Source organism: Mycobacterium sp. RTGN4, assembly GCF_033804635.1.
Classification (GTDB): domain Bacteria; phylum Actinomycetota; class Actinomycetes; order Mycobacteriales; family Mycobacteriaceae; genus Mycobacterium.
The window spans coordinates 26,028-44,952 of sequence record NZ_JAPZLB010000004.1 but is presented as its reverse complement, the minus strand read 5'-3'; the positions used below and the strand labels follow the sequence as shown (position 1 = coordinate 44,952).

Below are 18,925 nucleotides of genomic sequence, written 5' to 3'. Positions count from 1 at the left end.
ATTCCCGTACGATCTGGGCGCGTCTGCGGGAGGGCGCATCGATACGCCGTGCACCGCTTGGGCGCCGGCGGCAATCCGTGGTGAGGTGAGGTGACCCCGAACGATTCGCTGGCCAGCGCGATGTGGCCACACCAGCGCGATGCCGTGAAGGTGATGGCGAAGTACCTTGCGTCCCAACCACGCTCGCCTGCGGGGGCGGGTCTGGTCACGATGCCGACGGGTGCCGGCAAGACGGCGGTCATCGCCGGCGTCATCGACAGCCGCAGACGGCGTCGGCACTGGCTCGTCATTGTGCCGAGGCGATCGTTGGTGCGCCAGGTTCGGCGCGCTCTCGACGGGGGGTTGTGGCGTGCGCTCGGCGTGCCGAAACCGCCGACGTTCCCACCGGTGCGCGAACTGCCCGTCGCGTCGCGAATCGACGAGGTGGGCGCGACGGCCACCCCCACGGTTTTCGTCGGCACGTTCCAGAAGCTGCTCAGCATCGATGCCGAGTTGGGCGCAGACGTGACCCGCCGTCGGGCGTGTTTCGCCGGATTCGACGCGGCGCTCGTCGACGAGGGTCACTACGAGCCGTCGCCGGAGTGGTCCGGCGCGTTGCGGTCGTTGGGGCTGCCGGTGGTGCTATTCACCGCCACCCCGTACCGCAACGATGAACTGCATTTCGAAACCGAACCGACACACCGTTTCTGGTACCGCCACCATGAGGCCGTCGCCGATGGCCGGTTGCGTCAACCCCGATTCGTCACCTTCGCCGATGGCGGCACCGAGCGCTTCGTCGATGACGTGATCGCGTTCGTCTCCGGTAAGCGGCTCGGTGACGCACGGGTCATCATCCGATGCGCGACAGCAGACGCGATCCGCGCGTGTGTGGCTGCACTGCACCGAGGTGGACAGTCGGCAGTCGGCATTCACGAGCGATTCGCCGACAGCGGCGACGAGCATCTCGTGGACCGGGTACCGGCTCCCGAGGACAGCGACGCGCAGTACTGGGTGCACCAGTACAAGCTGCTGGAGGGAATCGACGATGCGAGGTTTCGGGTGGTGGCCTTCCACGACCCGCTGAACAACGATCGTGCGGTGGTTCAGCAGATCGGCCGCGTGCTGCGCCGACCCACCTCGACCCCGAAGATAGCGTGGGTGCTCTCGCGTGGCGACTTCGACGTGGAGCAGATCTGGGAGCGATACCTGTACTTCGATCTCCACGGGGGTGAATCGAGGGCGACCACACCGGATTTCACTCAGTGCCTTCTCGACGTCCAACCGGTCGCGGCCTACTACGACCGGCAGTTCCGAGCACCGATCGATCTCGGGGACGCCGACTTGTGGCGCCAGTTCGCATATCAACCCGCAGCGCGTGTCTACCGGTCACCGACGACAGGAAGCTTGTCGTGCGCGGAACTGAGTGCGGCGATCGTCGAGGAGTACAGGCTGATGGGCCTGACCGTAGAGCGACCGATGTTCCCCGACACGCGGACGGTGATCGTCGGATACGTCGGCATCGGCAACTCGAGTGCACTGCTCAGCGGCCTGTTCCTGGAGGGAGCTCTCGGGTTCACCGTCGTTCGGCTGACCGAGCGTCGGGTGTTCGTCTTCGACAGCCACAACCACATGCCTCAAGTCATCGCCGACCTGAGACTGGCGCAGGAGACGCGGTCGGTGCTGTCGCTGCTTCTCGACGCCGACGCGCGACTGACGAGCGTGTCGCTGGACAACACCGACATCGGTAGACGTGCCATCCGGTCGCGCACCCTGCGCGCGGCGTCGATCGAGGAGGTCGCACCCGATCTCACCGACTACGCCTACGTCTGCAACATCGCCGAGGGCTACACTCCGAACTCGCCGTTGGGCGCCCGAACTCGACGGTACGTGGGCATGAGCAGGTCGCGAATCCGCGACGGACGCGGCCATCGACTGACCTTCGAGCAGTTCCGCGACTGGGTCGACACCACCGATCAACGCCTCGACGCCAAGAACGCGACGGCCACGACGACGTTGGACCGCTATGCCGACGCCACCCCCGCGCCGGCGGATCCGACCGCCCGCCACCTACTCCTCGACGTCGACGGAACCGAGTTCACGCGGACCGACGCCTCCGGCACCCAGACGCTCGACCTCGACGGTATCGCCACCGAGGTCTGCGATCACCGGGTGACGCTTCAGGTCAACGGCGCACCGATCACCGCCACCGTGCGATGGAACGCCGCGGTCGGCCGCTACCTCTTCGAATCAGCGGCACTGAAGAACCTCGATTACCGTCAGGACACCGGGCGCGAACTGACCGCGGTCATCAACACCGAACAGCGGTTGCGCATCGTCCCGCACGCCGCGGGCAGTGTCTACGTGCACGGCCAGTTCATCGCGGTACCCGACCCCCACACCAATCGGGCCGGGCTCCGGCTACTCAACGTGATGACGGGTATGGACGAACTCGAAGACGTCACCGCCGAGAAGAGCGACCCCGATGACGGCCGATGGCACTCGAAGTCCGTCTTCGCAGTCATCGACAAACTCGCCGGCACACTGCCGCAGCGCGCCGAGATCCAGGAGATGTCAACGCACTTCGAACGCCTCGAGACACTCGTCTGCACCGACATGCAAACCGAGCCGTGCGACTTCATCGCCATGCAGCCCGACCGGATCGCGTTCATCCACGCCAAGCACGGCAAAGGAACGAAACGTTCGGCCACGGTCTTCCACGACGTCGTGGGACAGGCGATCAAGAATTTGGCCTATCTGCTGCCGTCGACTCAGAGTCGGCCACGAATCGATTACTGGGCCGATCCCTGGCCGGCTCGCGGCAACGGTCGCACGACCCTCAACCGCCTACGCACCCCCGATCAGCGCACACCCGAGGAAATCTGGCAGCGTGCCCGAGACATCATCACCGATCCCACTGCGCACAAGGAGGTTTGGATCGTCCTCGGGGCCGGGATGTCGATCAAGGAGGTCCGCGCCGAACTCGACAAGACCCGCCCGGCCGACGAAGTCATCCAAATCTACGCGTTGCTGCAGACCGCGTGGAGCACCGTCGCGCAGTGCAGCGCTCAACTGCGAATATTCTGCTCGCCCTAGCTGTCACCTCGACGCCCATGGCGTGGGGCGGCGAACCCCAGGTGGTCGGGTTCTGGCGTGCCGACGGGCTCAGCGGACACGTGGCTCGCCCCGATGGCAGCCCGGGCGGGCGTTCGCATTTCGGCCAGTCGTCGGCTCACGCCCTCGCGCAACGGTCATGCGGCATGTATCGACGACAAAGGTAAATGGGGTCAATGTGGCTGTGCACGTGGCTGTGTGGCGCCCAGTGAAGGTGTGGTCAGGACGACCACGGCGGTCAATCCGGCCGCGAGGGCCGTGGCTAGTGCGACGTGGTGCATCCCGGTGGTGAGGTCAGCACGGTAGAACAACAAGCCCAGCGCTGCGATTCCCAGCGAGGTGCCAGTCTGCCGGACGGCGTTGGTGATCGCGGCGCCACTGCCGGAACGTTCGGGCGGTACGGATGCCATCGCGGCGGCGTTTGTCGGTGTGAAGGTCAGCCCGACTCCGACACCGAACGCGACGAGCGTGACGGCCAGAAGAGGGTAGGGGCTGTCTGGCTGCAGGCCCAGCACACCTAACGCCGCGGACGCGATCAATAGCAGCCCGAGGGTCATCGGGGCGCGGGAGCCGGTGCGGGCGGTCCACCGCCCGGCCAGGTAGGAGGCGATCATCTGGCTGGCTGGCCACGGTAGGAGCATGAGGCCGGTGCCGGCTACCGAGTGTTGCCCGGCTTGTTGCAGATAGGTGGGCAGGAACACCTGGACGGTGAAGGCGGTGAAGCCCAGTGTCGCTGCGGCCAGATTCGCGACCGAGAATCGACGGTCGGAGAACAATCGCAGCGGCAGCATCGGGTTGGTCTGGCGCCACTCGACGATCCCGAACAGAGTCAGGCCCGCCACCGCGATCACGAGCGCGACGATGGTCGAGGGTGCGGTCCAGCCGCGTTCTCCGACGTTGATCAGAGCGTAGGTCAGCGCGCCGAGCCCGAGGATGGCGAGCAGCTGCCCGGGCAGGTCGAGTGCAGTGTGGGCGGGGTCGGCGCTTTCGGTGACGCACCGGGCGCCCAGAAGCAACGTGATGGCGCCCAACGGGAGGTTGATCAGGAAGATGCTGGGCCAGCCGAATGTTTCGACCAGACCCCCTCCGAGTACTGGGCCGATCACGGCTGCGGCGCCGGTGACGGTGGCCCAGCCGCCGAATAGCCTGGCGCGCAGCCGTTGTTCGGGGAACGCCAGGGCCAGCAGCGTCAGGGTGGCGGGAATTGCAATAGCCGCACCGATGCCTTGAACGAACCTGCCGGCCAACAGGGTCGCCGGGCTGGCTGCAGCTGCGCACATGGCCGATCCGAGGGTGAACATCGTGACGCCGAGCAGGAATACCCGTTTGCGGCCGTAGCGATCGGCCAGGGCGCCCGCCGACAGCGCGAAGGTCGACAGGGACAAGCTGTAGCTGCCGACGACCCACTGCAGCTGCGTGGTGCTTGCACCTAGTTCGGTGCGCAGGGTTGGTAGTGCCAGGATGACCACGAACACATCGAGTAGCGCCATGAATGCCATCACGTACACCGCGATCACCAGGCCCAGCTGCTTTCGTGATAGGCCGGCTGTGGGCGTGGTGTGTGGACTGTTGGTCATGGGGCTCCCTCAACGTTGTTGTGCGCCTTGAATAGTTGTGTGTCTTCTGAGCCGCGCCGGTGGCGGGCAGGTCAGTGTTGGCTGGCGATGCGCCAGTGCCGGGTCCGCTCGTATTGGCCGCTCATCTGGGCGAACGCCCCGCCGGTGCCCAGCAGTTCGGCGGGGGTGCCGGTTTCAACGACGTGGCCGTCGTGCAGGGCGACCACCTGGTTGGCGGAGGCCAGGGTGGCGGGCCGGTGGGCGATGACGATTACCGTGCGGTCGGGATCCTCACCGAGGTTGGCGATGGCTTGGGTGATCGCGGCTTCGTTTTCGGGGTCGAGCGCGGAGCTGGCTTCGTCGATGAGCACGATGCGTGCCCGTTTGAGGATTGCGCGGGCGATCGCGACGCGTTGACGTTCGCCTCCTGACAATTGGGCACCGGCTTCGCCTACCCGTGTGTCCCAGCCGTCGGGCAGACGTGCGATCACGTCGTCGAGCCGGGCCGCGTGCGCGGCCTCCTCGAGTTCGTCTCGGGTCGCGTCGGGGTGCGCGAGGCGCAGGTTGGTTTCGATGGTGTCGTCGAACAGGTAGACGTCCTGGAAGACGATGGCGATCTCGTCCAGCAGCACGCTCGGGTCGAGTTCGCGGACGTCGATGCCGCCGACGCGGATCTGACCGGCGTCGGCATCGAAGAAGCGGGCGATGAGCCGGGTGACTGTCGTCTTCCCGGAGCCCGACGGGCCGACAAGGGCGGTGGTGGTGCCTGGTCGGCAGTGCAGCGACACGTCGCGCAGTGCGGGGTTTTCGGCGCCCGGGTAGGTGACGCTGACGTGGGAGAGTTCGATGTCGGCGGCGGCGATGCGGCGCACCGGGTCAGCCGGTGTGGCCAGCGTGGGGGTGGCCAGTAACTCCTCGATGCGGGTGACCTTGTTGGTCAGCGCGCGCAGCGCCCCGATGAGGTCGATGAGGTTGCCGAGCGGCTGCAGGAACCGCGCGGCCAGCACGAGCAGCGCGATCGTCTCGGCGATCCCGGTGCGCCCACTGAGCGTGAGTTGGGCGGCCAGCGCGAGGACTGCGACGAACCCGGCCGCGATCACCGCTGTGTAGGTGAAGAACGGTTGGCGTGCGCGGCGCATGCCGTCCCGATAGGTTTCCCTGTGGTCGAGGAGCGCGGTGTGCATGCGGGGTGTGCCGGCGCCGTGGCCGGCAGATCGCAGCACCGGCTGGGCTTGGCCGAGTTCGATGGCCCGGCTGGCCACCCCGACTGAAGCCCGCTCCAGCTCGATCTCGGCTGCGGCCGAGACTCGGGCCGCGCGCTGCAACGACGCATGGGCGGCCAACGCGATGACGCACAACAGCAGTGCCATGCGCCACTGGACCGCAAACGTCACGGCGAGGACCGTGGCGGGCAGCAGCGTCGCGGTGATCGCCGGCCTGCCGATGGTGACGGCCAGGTGCGCCGCGTCGCCGACGTCCGCGGTGACCGCTCGCGCGAGCCGCGCCTTGTGCTCGGCGGTGAACCACCCCAGCGGCAGCGTGCTGACGTGGCGCATCAACCTTTTGCGCAGTTGCACCGCGAGTGCACCGGCCGCCGCGAAGCACACCGGAGTGGCGACGATGCTGAGCACCGTATACGCGATCGCTCCGGCCGCACCGAGCACCAACCATGGTGTGGCCGAGGCGATGTCGGGGTCGGGGCGTGTGACAGCGGCGAGGATCGGGACCAGCAGCCCGAGCAGCAGACCCTCCAGGATGGCTTGGGCCGCGGTGAGCAACCACAGGCGGGCCAGCAGCTGGGGCCGAGGCCACAGTCGGTACAACCGGCGGATCACGCGGACACCCCAACTTGTGCGGCCCACATCCGGGCGTAGAGGCCGTCGCCGGCGAGTAGTTCGTCGTGGCGACCGTGCTCGACGAGCCGTCCGCGGTCGAGCACGAGGATCTGATTGGCGCCGGCAATCGTGTGCAGCCGGTGGGCGATCACGATCACCGTCTTGCCGACCGCCAGAGTGGCCAGGGCGTCCTGCACCGCCGCCTCGCTGTCGGGATCCAACGCCGCGGTCGCTTCGTCCAGCACGACGATCGGCGCGCCGGACAGGATCGCCCGCGCGATGGTCAGCCGCTGACGCTCCCCACCGGACAGCGCGCCGCCGCCCGCGTCGAGTAGCGTGTCGTAGCCCTGCGGTAGGAGCTCGATCACGTCGTGGATCTGCGCGGCGACCGCCGCCTGGCGGACCTCGGCGTCGCTGGCGGATGGTCGGCCGATGCGGATGTTCTCCGCGACACTGTCGCGCAGCAGTGCAACGTCCTGGAACACCAACGACATCGACGCAAGCAGATCGGCCGAGCGCATCTGGCGTACGTCGACGCCGCCGACCCGGATCGCCCCGCCGGTCACGTCGTAGAACCGTGCCAGCAGGCTGGCCAGTGTGGTCTTGCCCGCACCCGACGGCCCCACCAGCGCGGTCACTTGGCCCGGCGGGCACACGGCGCTGACGTCCTCGACCGCCAGGATCACGCCGTCGTAGGAGAACGTCACGTGGTCGAATTCGACGCTGTGACCGCACCGTGTGTGAGGGCGTTGCGGCTCGGGCAGGGGTGCTCGACTCAGCAACCGCTCGATGTTGGCCGCGCCCATCCGGCCCTTGCGTATCCCTTGGGCTGCCGAGACGGCCGGCAGGATCGAGGTTGGCAGACCTACCGCGACGACCAGAAATGCCACCAGCTCCGCGACGGCCAGTGATCCGTGGTCGACGAACACCAGGCCGGCGGCTGTCACGGCGGCCAAGACGGCCAGCTCCGAACCAAACGCGCGCGACGTGGCCGAGCTGTATCGCACCTCGGCGACCCACACCGCAAACGCCCGGGCGTATTCGTCGACGGCGTCGTCGAAGCGGCGCAACACGCGACCCCCGGTGCCGAAGGCCTTGACCACCTGGATTCCGTCGGCGTACTCGATGCTTGCGGCGCTGATCCGCGCCTCGGCGGCAATCAGCGCGTTCATGTGAGTCGTCATGGAGCGCATCGAGATTCGGTAGCAGAGCCCCATCATGCCCAAGACGCCCAGCGCGATCAGCGCCATTCGGACATCGACGAACAACAGGTAGGTCGTCGCGACGAGGATCGCCGTGAGCGCCGCGGTCAGTTGTCCCAGCGCGTGTGCGATGACCTCGTGCATCTCCTCCAAATCACCGGTCATCGCCCGCTTGACCCGGCCCGAGCCGGACGTGCGAAACCAACCCAGTGGCAATGCGCCGAGATGACGCACGATCCGCACGCGCAGGTCGTGCAGGATCGCTGCATCCGCGTAGTGCCCGAGTCGGGACGACCATACGAACAGCACCACCCACAGACCGGCACCCGCGGCGCCGATGCCGACCCACGCCCAGACGGCCGCACCCGCGCTCGCTGGATCGGCGAGCATCACCCGCGCGATCTCGGCGACGGCGACGTAGGGCACGATGCCGGCTGCCGCCGCGAGCGCCGACAAGACACCACACCCGACCAAGTGCGCCCGGACCGGGGCGAGTAACCGGGCCAACGCCCCGGCCCCGGCGAGGCCGGCTCGCTCGTCGCTCTTTGCGTCGGCGACCGCGTGCACCTCCGGGATCGTGCTCATGTGTCTGCCTCCCGGGAACCATCGTCGCCGCACGTCAGTAAGGCATGCCAAACTTCTCCCTACAATCTTGAATTCTGAAGTGAACTTGATGTCAACTGGTGAGATGAGTGATTCACCCGGTGTCGCGATCGGCCAGGCTGCGGCCCTCTATGGGCTTGCCCCGTCGACGCTGCGGTGGTGGGAGGCCAAACGGGTCCTTCCCGAACCGCCGCGCGTCAACGGCCGCCGGGTCTACACCGACACCGAGCTTCGGTGCATCGGGCTGGCCTACCTGTGTTGCATCACCGGAGCGATGCCCCTCGAACGGGCCTCCGTGGTGACCCGGGGCAACCGAAATATGCACTGGCACAACATAGTAAATGGCCACGCCGCGGTACTCAAGGAGAAGATGGCGCAACTGCAAAGCGCCCATGACTATCTGATGCACCTGTTGGGCTGCCCGGACGACGACATCGTCGGACAGTGCCCGGACCTCGACGAGGAGTTGATCAATCACACACCACGCGGGCGTGCCGCGGATCAGGACCTCGTGTCGGCGGCACGATCACTGTCGGCAAGCGGCCTCAACCCCAGCAACGATCGTGACGAAATGGCTACACGTCGTGACGAAAATAGGCCTTCGGTGAGTCGCTGTGCGGTCTGCGCAGCACCATTCACCCAGCCGGCGCGAGGCCGCCGCCGCACGTATTGCTCGCGCGCGTGCCAGCAGAAGAATTACCGGCAGAACGAAGATCAGCGTTGAGGTAGACGACATTCGCGGCGGCCCGAGCGAAACCTATCCTTGTCGCCCGACGGCGTCGGGTGCCGTCTAGTACGGCTGCAGCAGTGCGGTATTCGATCGACGGGGACGTCCACGCGACCGCAGCTGCGAGCACTGAACCTGGAATCGGCCCGTTGCAGAGCAACGTTGGCGACGTTCAGTAGGTGCGGTCAACCAGGAGTGCGGACATCGTCGACCTCAACCGAGGGTCCGTCCGCGGACGTCGACGAGGAGTTTCGATGCGACCGCGGAGGTGTAGAGCCAGAGCGCGGCGCCCACGACCCACGTCGGCACGTAGTTGAAACTGTCGAGTTCGGCAGTCGAACTGGCGGCCAGGTAGGCGCAAACCGCGACCACCGCGAGCCCCACCGCTGCCGAGAGCACCGCCCACCGTGTCTGCTTCGCCTTGGCGAAGTATGAAGCGAACGCGAAACAGGCAATGGTCATCGCGAGGAATCCGATCAGCCCGGCCACTGCGTGGATCTGGGCTGAGGTACTGAGTCCGTCGAATCCGACGGAGCCCTGACGAGCACCTGGCGGAAAGCCAAAGCCGGGATCGGGGGGATTCAGTCCTACGACCACTCCTGTACCCAGGCCGTACACCGCGACGCCGGCGGCAGCGATCATGCCCGACCGCTGCGGCCACGTGGCGCCAGCGATACCCATCCCGCAGGCAGTGAGCAGCAATCCGAAGACCACGAAGTTCATGGTTTGCACCCAGCCCCAGTCGCCCAGCACCAGCTGGCTATTCGCGTGGCGCCTGATGTCAAAGCCGTTGCGCGTCGCCGCGAGTGCGCAGGAGATCACCATCACCTGGAGACCGCCGACCACTCCGGCGGCCAACAGCGCAACCGTCGCGCGATGCATCGTCAATCCGGGCCTCCCATCACCAAGAAAGCCCCGACGGCGCGATCGGCTGGCCCGGTCGGGGCGCACCGAACTCGGCGTTGTACGGCGGCGAGGCCGCCGCGTCCGGGCGCCACGGCGACACCTCGGGAGCGCGAAGGTTCGTCGGCGTCGGCAGTGGGGAGCAGGGTGAATTCGCGAAGCAGTGTCCGCAGCACGACGGTCATCTCCATGTTCGCAAACGTTGCGCCGACGCACCTTCGCACACCGCCGCCATACGGGATCCAGTGATTGGTCGCGGGTTTGGCGCCGAGGAATCGGGTGGGGTCGAACGAGTCGGCATGGGGGAAGCTGTGTTCGGAGGCGTGGGCCATGCCGATCGCCACTGCGATCGAACTTCCCTCGGGAAGCACCCATTCCCCCAGTCTGATTCGTGTTCGGGCGGTTCGGATCGCTGCCTGGATCACCGGCCGGGTCCGTTGTACCTCCCAAATGGTCGCCTGGCACAGTTCGCTGCTGTCCGCGTCGAGGTCGTCGCTGAGCTCGTCCAAGAGGCGGGGATGGCGGCGCAGGCGTTCCACGGTCCATGCCAATGTGGTGGCGGTCGTCTCGTGGCCGGCGGTCAGCAGGGTCAAGAGCTCGTCGGCCAGATGCTGGTCGCTGATGCGGGTTCCGTCGTCGTATCGGGCCCGCAGCAGGAGCGCAAGCACATCGGTGCGCTCGTCGAGCGAGGGGTCGTTGAGCGCGTTGTCGATGAGTTGTTGCACGATGGTGTCGTATCGGCGGCGGTAGCGATCGAGTCGACCGCCCGGGCTGAATCGGCCCCAGTCGCGGCGCAGCGCTGCTGGCGCGGCGGTCATCCGTGAGCCCAGCAGGACGGCATCGGGCAGCAGCTGGCGCAGTTCGTCGAACGTGTCGCCGTCGGCGCCGAACACTGCCCGCACGATCGCGTTGAGCGTGATCCGCATCATGGAGGGCAGCGTGGCGAACTCGTCACCGTCGGGCCAGCCCGCGGTTTCGCGCATCACCTCGTCTTCGACGATGCGTTCGTAGGCGCGGATTCTTCCACCGTGAAATGGCGGTACGAGAAGCTTCCGGCGTTGCCGGTGCGCGGCGCCGTCGAGGCTGAAAGTCGAACCCGGGCCCAGGACCTGCCCTAGGTTGGCGCCCTCGCCGAGCAGGTCGGCGTCGGTGGTGAACACGTCTTTGACGAGGTCGGGATCGCTGACGACCACCAGGTTGGCGAAGCCGGGCAGGTTGACGGTGACCGGCGTGCCGTACCGGCGCGCCACCGCACGCATGGCGCGGTCGCGGGCCGTCAGGAACGCCGCCAACTGAACGACCTTGGGAGCCCGGGGTCCTGGTGGCAGGCGTACCGGATCGGTTGTCGCTGTTGCCATGTCACTCCTTGGCGGTCGAAGGTGTCGTAGTGCGCTGATGGGCGGTGCGGCGGCTGCGCCCGTCGTTGGGGGCGCCGGCTGAGTCGGTGACGAAACTGGTCGTCACGGGAAGCCGGGCCAGCTGCTCTCGGGCTCCATCGAGATCGGTGGGCGGCACACCGGTGACGCTGACGACGAGTCGACCCTCGTCGTCGTGCTCGGCGGTGACATCGAGGCACTCCCCATCGAATCCGTGTTCGGCCAGCGCATCGGCAACTGCCCGGCGGGCGGCGTCCGCCCGCAGCGCCGGCTTGAACGGTTTGCCGATCTGCGTGACCGGGATGGCCTCGACGACGTGCACGGCCTTGGGCACCGCGGCGGGTTCGGTGATCTGTTCGCGCGCCCATGTCACGAGGTCGTCCTCGTCGACTGCGACACTGGTCGCGACGTAGACGACGGGCACTTCACCTGAGTGTGGGTCGGGACGGCCGACCGCGCCTGCGGCGATCACCGATGGGTGCTCGAGCATCGCGTCTTCGATGGTCGCGGGGTCGATGTTGTGGCCACCGCGGATGATGACGTCCTTGGCGCGCCCGACCAGGAACACGTATCCGTCGTCGTCGACGAAGCCGAGGTCGCCGGTCAGTAGCCCGCCGTCGTGAAGCGCACCGCCAGCTGCGAGCTGCCCGTCCGCGCCGACGTAGCCGGGAAAGACCGTGGGGCCGTGGATCATCAATTGGCCGCTGTGACCGGCGGGTAGTTCGATCCAGTGGCCACACTCGTCGGTCTGGGTGGCCACGATGCGTTGATAGGGCAGCCGCAGCCCGACCGAACCGGGGCGCGCGACGTCGAATTGCGACGCGGCACTCACACATGCGGCTTCGGTGAGGCCGTAGCCTTCACTGAGTGGCAGGCCGGTGCGGTCGTGGAACCGTGCACGCACGGCGTCCGGCAGGGGAGCGGCGCCGACAGCGGCGATCTGCAGCGAGCTGATGTCGGCGTCGACGGCGATCTCGGCGAGTACTGCGTACACGGTCGGCACTGCGGACATCGCGGCGACCCCATACCGTTCGACGATCTTCCAGAAGTGTTGATAGATCGCGAGATCGCGGAATCCGTGAGGCCCCACCCACACAACGGGATGGCCGCGAAACAGCGGGGACAGTCCGGTCACCAGCACCGCGTTGACGTGAAACAGGGGCAGTCCAGCCAGCACGGTCGAGGGTTCGGGCAGCGTCGACTGCAGAGCCAGCGACCAGGCCATGGCAACTTCGTTGCGGTGGGTGTGCGCGGCGAGCTTGGGCGCTCCGGTGGTTCCGCCGGTGTGAAAATAGCTGGCGATGTCGTCGGCCGTGTGCGTGGCGCACGCCAACGTGGTGTCGGGGTGCGCGGCCATCGCAGTGTCGAGATAGGCGACGCCGATCCCTGCAAGGGGCTCGAGGTCGGGGCCTTGGCCAGGTCGGTCTTCGGGCCGTACCGCGTATAGGGCTCGGGCACCGACTGCCGAGGCGACGTTGCGGGCCTTTGCCCAGATGTCGGGGTCGAGTTCGGGTCCGGCGGCGACGATCACGGTGGAACCGGCGGTGCGCACCAGCGTCACCAGGCGCTCGGCCGTCAGTGCGGGGTTGACCGGGGCGACGATGCCCGCGGTTTGCGCGGCCAGTGTCGCGGCTAGCACCAAACCCGTGTTTGGCGACATCACCGTGACGGCGTGGGCACGTGAGATGCCCTGGGCGTGAAACAAGTTCGCGCATTGGCGCACGGTGCGCGCCAACCGCGTATATGTCCACGTCTCGGGGCAATCCCAGCGGTCTGCGGATGCCAGGAGATAGAGGGCAGTCTTGTCGGCCCAGCGGGCTTCAGCGTCGGCGACCAGCTCGTAGGTGCAGGCCGGTAGGTCTCGATCCGCCAACGCCGTGGCCTCGATGTCGGAAAGGTCCTGGGGGTTGCGACAACTCGGCCAGTCCTGCCACTTCTTCATCACTGCGCACCACTCACGTTGGGCCTTGACCCGGTCTCTGCCATGCCCTACTGTCGCAGACTGATTGATAATCAGTCAAGTGTGGATGTTGGCCGAAGAAGGGGCGTTTTGATGAGGTTGGTCGACAAGGTCGCCGTGGTGACCGGCGCCTCCCAGGGACTCGGTCAGTATCTGGCCCTGCAGCTCGCCGGCGAGGGCGCGAAGGTCATGCTGACCGCGCGCAGCGAGACCCGCCTGGCCGAGGTCGCGGCCAGTATCGCCGCGGCCGGCGGCACCGCGGCGACCTTTGCCGCGGATCTCACCGACGAGGCCAACTGTCGCGATCTCGTCGCCACCACGCTGGATCGGTTCGGCCGCCTCGACATCTTGGTGTTGAACGCCGGCTTCGCCACCTATGGCGCACTTTCGGAACTGCGCACACTGGCCCCGCTGCGGGATGCCATGGAGATCAACCTCTTTGGGGCGGCGATGCCAACATTCTTCGCCCTGCCCGAGCTCATCGAACGCAACGGCCTGATCGCCTACGTCACCTCCGGCGCCGGCCACCTGCCGATGGCCGGATACCTGGGCTACACCACCAGCAAGCACGCGATGAACGGGTTCTTCGAAGCATTGCGCTTAGAACTCGCACCAGATTCTGTCGACGTGCTGGGCATCAACCCCGGCGACATGTACAACGACGATGGTGCCGGGCGCACCGTGTTTGGCCCCGATGGACAGCAGTACAAAGTCGACCTCTCGGTACGCCGAGACAACGACATCGCCCGGCGACCTGCCAGTGAGGTCGCCCGGCACTGCCTGGAGGCCATCGTCGAGCGGCGACGCGAGCTCGATCTGTCACCGCTGGTGCAAAAGATCGGGACCAGGCTGCGCACGTTCGCCCCGCAATTCGTGGACGCGCGCATCGTGGCGAAGGCAACGACGATGCGCAGTGCCTTCGACGACGTCGCCGACGAGCAGCACCGACTGCAGCATCCGGAGTTCGACGAGGACTGCCCCTGGTGCCGCAGCGGCGGCCCGAGCCGCAGAATCTCGAGGTTCCTTTGACGACTCGGCGTCCTCGGTGACGGCGCGCAGAAGCCGTGACGATTCGCCGGCTCACGTGCCTGAATGTAAACGGCGCCTCTCCGTGTCAAGTCCTTGGCAACGGGCACGGTTGTATGGTGGCTGGTGGTAGGCCCGGGAAGTGACTTGTCCGAAGCGTCGGTGTGCGGGGTTTGAGCTGGCCGCGCTGGTTATTGGAGTCGCCCCCGAGTGTCCTCCCGGGCCTGCCCCAAGTCTGGCTGCGTCGCGTCGCGGATGACTGGCCGGTGTGGGTGGCGAACCGCGTCGGCGGAGCGGAGCCGGTGGATGGAGCATTGACCCAGACTTCTGCGCCGCCGACCGTCCCGAAGTTCGTGAACTGGATCATCAAGGGTCTGCTGCGATCGCCACTGCACCCGGTGATGAGCTCGAACACGATGCTGTTGGGGGTTCGTCGGACACAAGAGCGGCAAGCACTACGTCGTTGCGGTTCGCTACGTCCGCGGTGATGGCCACATTGCGTGCTACACGGACCGTAAATGGTGGACGAACCTGCGCGGCGGTGCGCCCGTCGAGATGCGCATCGCGGGCAAGACGGTCCGGGGACGGCGACACCGGTCGAGGATCCCGCGACCGTGACGAAACACCTGTCGGAGTTTCTGCACATGACACCTGGGGATTGCAAGTGCGACGGGGTACGGCGCGACGCCGATGGCCAGTCCAATGCCGACGACATCAACGCTGCGGCCGGATACACCACCATGATTCGAATCTCGCCCCACGCCGGCTTGGATCAGTAGGGGCGCCGAGCCCTTCGATCTCCAACTCGGTTCGCCCGGTCAAGAGCTGGCTGATCGCGTGGTGACGGAGGTGCGGCTGGGTTGGGGGATGGTGGTGTCTTGGTTGACCCGGAAGGTGTTGAGTGCCTTGGTGATCGGTGGCGCGAGGTCGATCGAGGGGTCCAGCGTCTGGGCCGATTGCAGTGTCGCCGCCAGCGTCGCGGCGGCCAGCTCGACGAGTACCTCGCGGTCGACGTCGCCGGTGTTGATGCGGTCGATCATCATCTCGTCGAGGTAGCCGACCCAGCCGCGCATCGCGGTGCGCAGGACCGGCGAGATCGGTTCGGTGATGCCGACGGCGAGCAGGATGCGCTGGGCTCCCAGCCAGCGCAGCTCGTCGATGGTGTTCTGCTGGGCGGGATCGGAGCCGAGTTGGCCGCGCACCAGTGCAACGAAGCTCTCGGCGTAGTCGTCGATGTAGGAGATGTGGCTGCGCAGCGCGTGCCGGAGTTGGTCGGCCAGGTCGGCATTGGCCGGGGGTGGGGTGAGTTGCACGGCGGCGATCTCGCCAGCGATGTCGTTCATGACGGCCAGGTACAGGCCGCGCTTGTTCTCGAAGTGATGGGCGATCAGGCCGTAGGCGACGCCGGCCTTCTTGGCGATTTCGGTGGTGGTGACCTGGTCGTAGGGCCGCTGAGCGAATAGGGCGCGGGCGGTGTCGATCAGCTGTTGTCGCCGGTCAGCGACCTCGCGGACACGTTTGGCGCACATGGCGTCAGACTATCGGGCCGTGACCGGGGCGGCGTGGTGGCGCGCCAGTGTCCACGCGCTGTAGGCGCTGACCGGGTTCGAGAGCTCACCAAGCCCGTCGATTTCGATGCGCACCTCGTCGCCTGGCTGCAGGAAGCGCCCCTTGGGCCAGCCGGTGCCGCCGAAGGTGCCGCAGGCGACGACGTCGCCGGGTGCCAGTACGCAGAACTGGCTCAGGCGGCTGATGATCTGGGCGGGGGACAGGATGAGGTCGGCGATGCGGCCGTGCTGGGTGAGGCGCCCGTTGAGGTAGGTGCGCAACTCCGCCGAGCTAGGGTCGAACTCATCGGGTGTGGTCAGCCAGGGTCCCAGCGGGCCATGGGTGGGGTATCCCTTGGCCAGTGCCGCCGCGGTGGGGTTGTCGGTCTGCCAGTCGCGCACCGAGACGTCGTTGGCGATCAGATATCCCGCGATGGCCCGGCTGGCTTCAGCGGCGGTGACGTCGTGAAGCGTGTCGCCGACGACGACGGCGAGTTCGCCTTCCCAGTCCACCTGGTCACCGCGTAGCGGCAACACGATGGCGTCGTTGGGGCCGACGATCGACGAGGTGGCCTTGGCGAAGAAGAATGGATGCTTGGGCCGGGGGTGGGCCAGCAGGTATCCCGCGGCGATGCGGACCAGGTGGGGTTCTCGCAGCAGCCAGCGCAGGTTGACGTCCTTGCGGTGGTCACGCGAATTCATCCCGATCGCCAGGTATTTGGGCGGTGTGGGGATGGGGGCGTGCAGGGTCACCTCGGCCAGTGGGTGCCGCGGTGCACGGGGTTGCAGTGACGTCGCCCGCGCTTGCCAGTCGGGTTGGCTCAGCAGCTCCACGACGGTGGTGGGTCCGTCCTCGGCGGCGGAGATGTCGACGACGTCGTCGCCGTCGATGAGTCCGACGTGCCCGCTGGTCGTGGCGGTGGAAAAGGTTGCCAATCGCATGGTGTGGTTCCTTGGAGTCAGAGGGTTTTCCAGCGCAGGGTGCGCAGGCCGGCGCGGGCCTTGCGCCCGTCCGGCGGTGCTGATCCCCGGGCGGTGAGCTGGGTGGTCGGTATCCCGGAGGTCAACAGGCGTTCGAGCACGTCGGGGTCGAACTCGACGCCGATCGGGTTCTTGGCGAATTCGCCGCCGCACAGCCAGTCCATCAACTCGCGGTTGGTGGCGAAGTTGTCCACCTGTAGTTCGACCCGGTTGCCGTCGGGGTCCTCGTAGTACATGGAGGTCGTCGGGCCGTGATTGATACACCACACGGGATGGACGCCGGCGTCGGCGAGGCGCCGGTGGGTGCCTACCAGTGTTTCGAGGTTCTCGTAGGTGAAGGCGACGTGGTCGAAGCCCCAGAACTTTCTGTGGATCTTCCAGACGACACCGGGGATCTTCAGGGGCCGGGGGACTTTGATCAGAGCGACGCGGTGGTGTTCGTCGTCGTAGGTGATGAAACTGATTCGTTTGTCGCCGTAGACGACCATCCCGTCGAGCAGCAGTGTGTACCAGTCCGCCATCTCGGCAAGCCGCGGCGTCTTGAACACGACATGGGCCAGTTTGGCCGGGGCTCCGGGCCGCCGACCCCGCTCGAGGTCCTCGGGTCCGACTCTCAGCGCCGGGGGTTGCGCGGTGCGACTCATCGGGAGGCGGCCTTCGTCGGGCTCTGGCCAGCCGTGCGCGTGCCATTGGTGGGCTCGGCAACGCTGGCGACGACCGTGACCGGCCGGGCGTCGCGCTGCTCACGCCGTTCGCGTTCGAACTGGTGCGCCAGAGCGAATCCGCCGGCCGAGAGCAGCAGGTCGCTGAGGATGACCATCAGGCTCAGCGGACCGCGCCGGTGCCCGCGCACCGTCGCCACGGTCCGGGTGGCGGCCATCAGCGCGCCAGACAGCGCGGTGGTCTTCAAGAAGGTGGGGTCGCGATGGCCCTGCAGGATCCGCAGCAGTCCAAAGGCGAACCCGGCGTTGACCGTGCCGGTTTCACGGCGAAACCACGGGTCGGCCCGTAGTCCCAGCGGTTCCTCGAGAGCTTTGGGCACGCTGAAGTGCGCAACGAGGGCACCGACGACGTGCGCGATCCCGAGCCAGGCGCCGATGCGGATCTGGGTATCGGAGAGGTGAAGGGTTCGTGCCATTAGGTGGGCTCCTTGCCTGTGAGGTGGCGCAGGTCGAGAGCGCCTTGGGTATTGACTCGCCGCCCACCGATGCGGGCGACGAGGCGACCGAACGCTGGGAGCTCCAGCGGGACAAGAGAATAGGCGGGGTAGACGACGCGGCTGGAGCCCCGCTTGAGGCCCCGAACGATCGCGGCCGCGACGGACTGCGGCGACACCGGCGGCAGCGTCTTGGGCGGCACGGTCTTCCACGGCAGCTCGTCGATGTCACGCAACGCGGTGTCGGTGGCGCCCGGCACCACTTCCATGACCCGGATCGGTGTTTCGGCGAGCTCCAGGCGCAATGATCGAGTCGCTTGCGCGAGAGCGGATTTCGAGGAGCCGTAGTACCCCATCAGCGGCAGCGGCACCGATTGAATCGTCGACGTGACGTTCACGATCGTGCCCTTGCCCACGGCCAGCATCGTGGGCACCAGCGCGGCGCCAAGCGCCAGCGGGGACCACAGGTTCACCTCGTAGACGGTGCGGGCCGCGTCCGCGTCGCCGATGCGCGACTGGGGGCCGGTCAGGCTGGCGCCGGCGTTGTTGATCACCACGTCGATCTCGTGACCGAAATGGTCGAGCGTGGCCGCGGCCAACGACGCGGCCGATCCGGGCACGCTCAAGTCGGTAGGCACCGCAAACGGCCGCTCGTGGCCCGCAGTGGCGATCTGCTCGCCGAGTGTCTCGAGCAGATCCGCACGGCGCGCGGCCACCACGAGCTGTGCCCCTTCGGAGGCTAGGCGCAGCGCCAACTCCCGGCCGATGCCGCTGGAGGCGCCAGTGAGCAGAACACGCGCGCCGTCGAGGGGGACGCGTCCGCCCCGCCGCCTCATGGCCGGACATCCCGAAGTGGTGCGAACACGCTGTGCCCTTTCGTTGACATCCCAGGGGAAATCCCGGGATTGACGTTCATGGTCGAAGGCCTCTACAGTCGCACACTGATTGATAATCAGTCAACTA

General features: G+C 67.1%; 15 protein-coding genes. 4 read left to right on the top strand and 11 right to left on the bottom strand.

The genetic code is table 11. The annotated features are described in order from the left end of the window. Positions 1–90: 90 nt before the first annotated feature. Entirely contained in the window at positions 91–3,072 is a 2,982-nt protein-coding gene (locus SLQ30_RS10065; protein WP_319446138.1) for a DEAD/DEAH box helicase, read from the top strand. 191 nt (positions 3,073–3,263) lie between these two features. Here SLQ30_RS10065 and SLQ30_RS10060 read toward each other — a convergent pair whose 3' ends face one another. From SLQ30_RS10060 to SLQ30_RS10050, 3 genes are all read right to left on the bottom strand, one after another. Next, positions 3,264–4,667: an MFS transporter gene (locus tag SLQ30_RS10060; protein WP_319446137.1), complete on the bottom strand. Its 1,404-nt coding sequence runs from the start codon at positions 4,665–4,667 to the stop codon at positions 3,264–3,266. Between the two features lie 71 nt (positions 4,668–4,738). Then, positions 4,739–6,481 (bottom strand): ABC transporter ATP-binding protein, encoded by a 1,743-nt coding sequence (locus SLQ30_RS10055; protein WP_319446136.1) that lies wholly within the window; start codon positions 6,479–6,481, stop codon positions 4,739–4,741. Continuing rightward, positions 6,478–8,268: an ABC transporter ATP-binding protein gene (locus SLQ30_RS10050; protein WP_319446135.1), complete on the bottom strand. Its 1,791-nt coding sequence runs from the start codon at positions 8,266–8,268 to the stop codon at positions 6,478–6,480. The genes SLQ30_RS10055 and SLQ30_RS10050 overlap by 4 nt, the downstream gene beginning before the upstream one ends. Positions 8,269–8,371: 103 nt before the next feature. Between SLQ30_RS10050 and SLQ30_RS10045 the strand changes: the two genes are divergently transcribed. Further along, positions 8,372–9,010 carry a MerR family DNA-binding transcriptional regulator gene (locus SLQ30_RS10045; protein ID WP_413467984.1) on the top strand — a complete coding sequence of 213 codons (639 nt, stop codon included), beginning with the start codon at positions 8,372–8,374 and terminating at the stop codon, positions 9,008–9,010. A gap of 216 nt (positions 9,011–9,226) precedes the next feature. Here the strand turns inward: SLQ30_RS10045 and SLQ30_RS10040 are convergent, their stop codons facing one another. From SLQ30_RS10040 to SLQ30_RS10030, 3 genes are read right to left on the bottom strand one after another with little or no spacing between them, the layout of a single operon-like run. Beyond that, entirely contained in the window at positions 9,227–9,895 is a 669-nt protein-coding gene (locus SLQ30_RS10040; protein WP_319446485.1) for a DUF998 domain-containing protein, read from the bottom strand. 2 nt (positions 9,896–9,897) lie between these two features. Then, positions 9,898–11,274 (bottom strand): cytochrome P450, encoded by a 1,377-nt coding sequence (locus tag SLQ30_RS10035; RefSeq protein WP_319446134.1) that lies wholly within the window; start codon positions 11,272–11,274, stop codon positions 9,898–9,900. 1 nt (position 11,275) lies between these two features. Beyond that, positions 11,276–13,234, bottom strand: coding sequence for an acyl-CoA synthetase (locus SLQ30_RS10030; RefSeq protein ID WP_319446133.1), 1,959 nt, complete (start codon positions 13,232–13,234; stop codon positions 11,276–11,278). Between the two features lie 111 nt (positions 13,235–13,345). On the opposite strand from SLQ30_RS10030, the gene SLQ30_RS10025 reads away from it, so the two are divergent. Continuing rightward, positions 13,346–14,281, top strand: a complete 936-nt coding sequence (locus tag SLQ30_RS10025; RefSeq protein ID WP_319446132.1) for an SDR family oxidoreductase — start codon at positions 13,346–13,348, stop codon at positions 14,279–14,281. A 611-nt stretch (positions 14,282–14,892) separates the two neighbouring features. Next, a complete protein-coding gene (locus SLQ30_RS10020) occupies positions 14,893–15,057 on the top strand; it encodes a hypothetical protein (RefSeq protein ID WP_319446131.1) in 165 nt (54 codons plus the stop codon). Between the two features lie 39 nt (positions 15,058–15,096). On the opposite strand, the gene SLQ30_RS10015 is transcribed toward SLQ30_RS10020, so the two are convergent. From SLQ30_RS10015 to SLQ30_RS09995, 5 genes are read right to left on the bottom strand one after another with little or no spacing between them, the layout of a single operon-like run. Beyond that, complete coding sequence (locus tag SLQ30_RS10015; protein WP_319446130.1) at positions 15,097–15,807, bottom strand: TetR/AcrR family transcriptional regulator; 711 nt, start codon at positions 15,805–15,807, stop codon at positions 15,097–15,099. A 9-nt stretch (positions 15,808–15,816) separates the two neighbouring features. Continuing rightward, the gene (locus SLQ30_RS10010) at positions 15,817–16,767 is read right to left on the bottom strand and encodes a fumarylacetoacetate hydrolase family protein (RefSeq protein WP_319446129.1); all 951 of its coding nucleotides are present in this window, start codon (positions 16,765–16,767) and stop codon (positions 15,817–15,819) included. A gap of 17 nt (positions 16,768–16,784) precedes the next feature. Beyond that, positions 16,785–17,450 (bottom strand): VOC family protein, encoded by a 666-nt coding sequence (locus SLQ30_RS10005; RefSeq protein WP_319446128.1) that lies wholly within the window; start codon positions 17,448–17,450, stop codon positions 16,785–16,787. Next, on the bottom strand, positions 17,447–17,944 hold the full coding sequence (locus SLQ30_RS10000) for a hypothetical protein (RefSeq protein WP_319446127.1): 498 nt from the start codon (positions 17,942–17,944) through the stop codon (positions 17,447–17,449). Before SLQ30_RS10000 ends, SLQ30_RS10005 begins: the two co-directional genes overlap by 4 nt. Further along, a complete protein-coding gene (locus SLQ30_RS09995) occupies positions 17,944–18,798 on the bottom strand; it encodes an SDR family NAD(P)-dependent oxidoreductase (protein WP_319446126.1) in 855 nt (284 codons plus the stop codon). Before SLQ30_RS09995 ends, SLQ30_RS10000 begins: the two co-directional genes overlap by 1 nt. Positions 18,799–18,925: the final 127 nt, after the last annotated feature.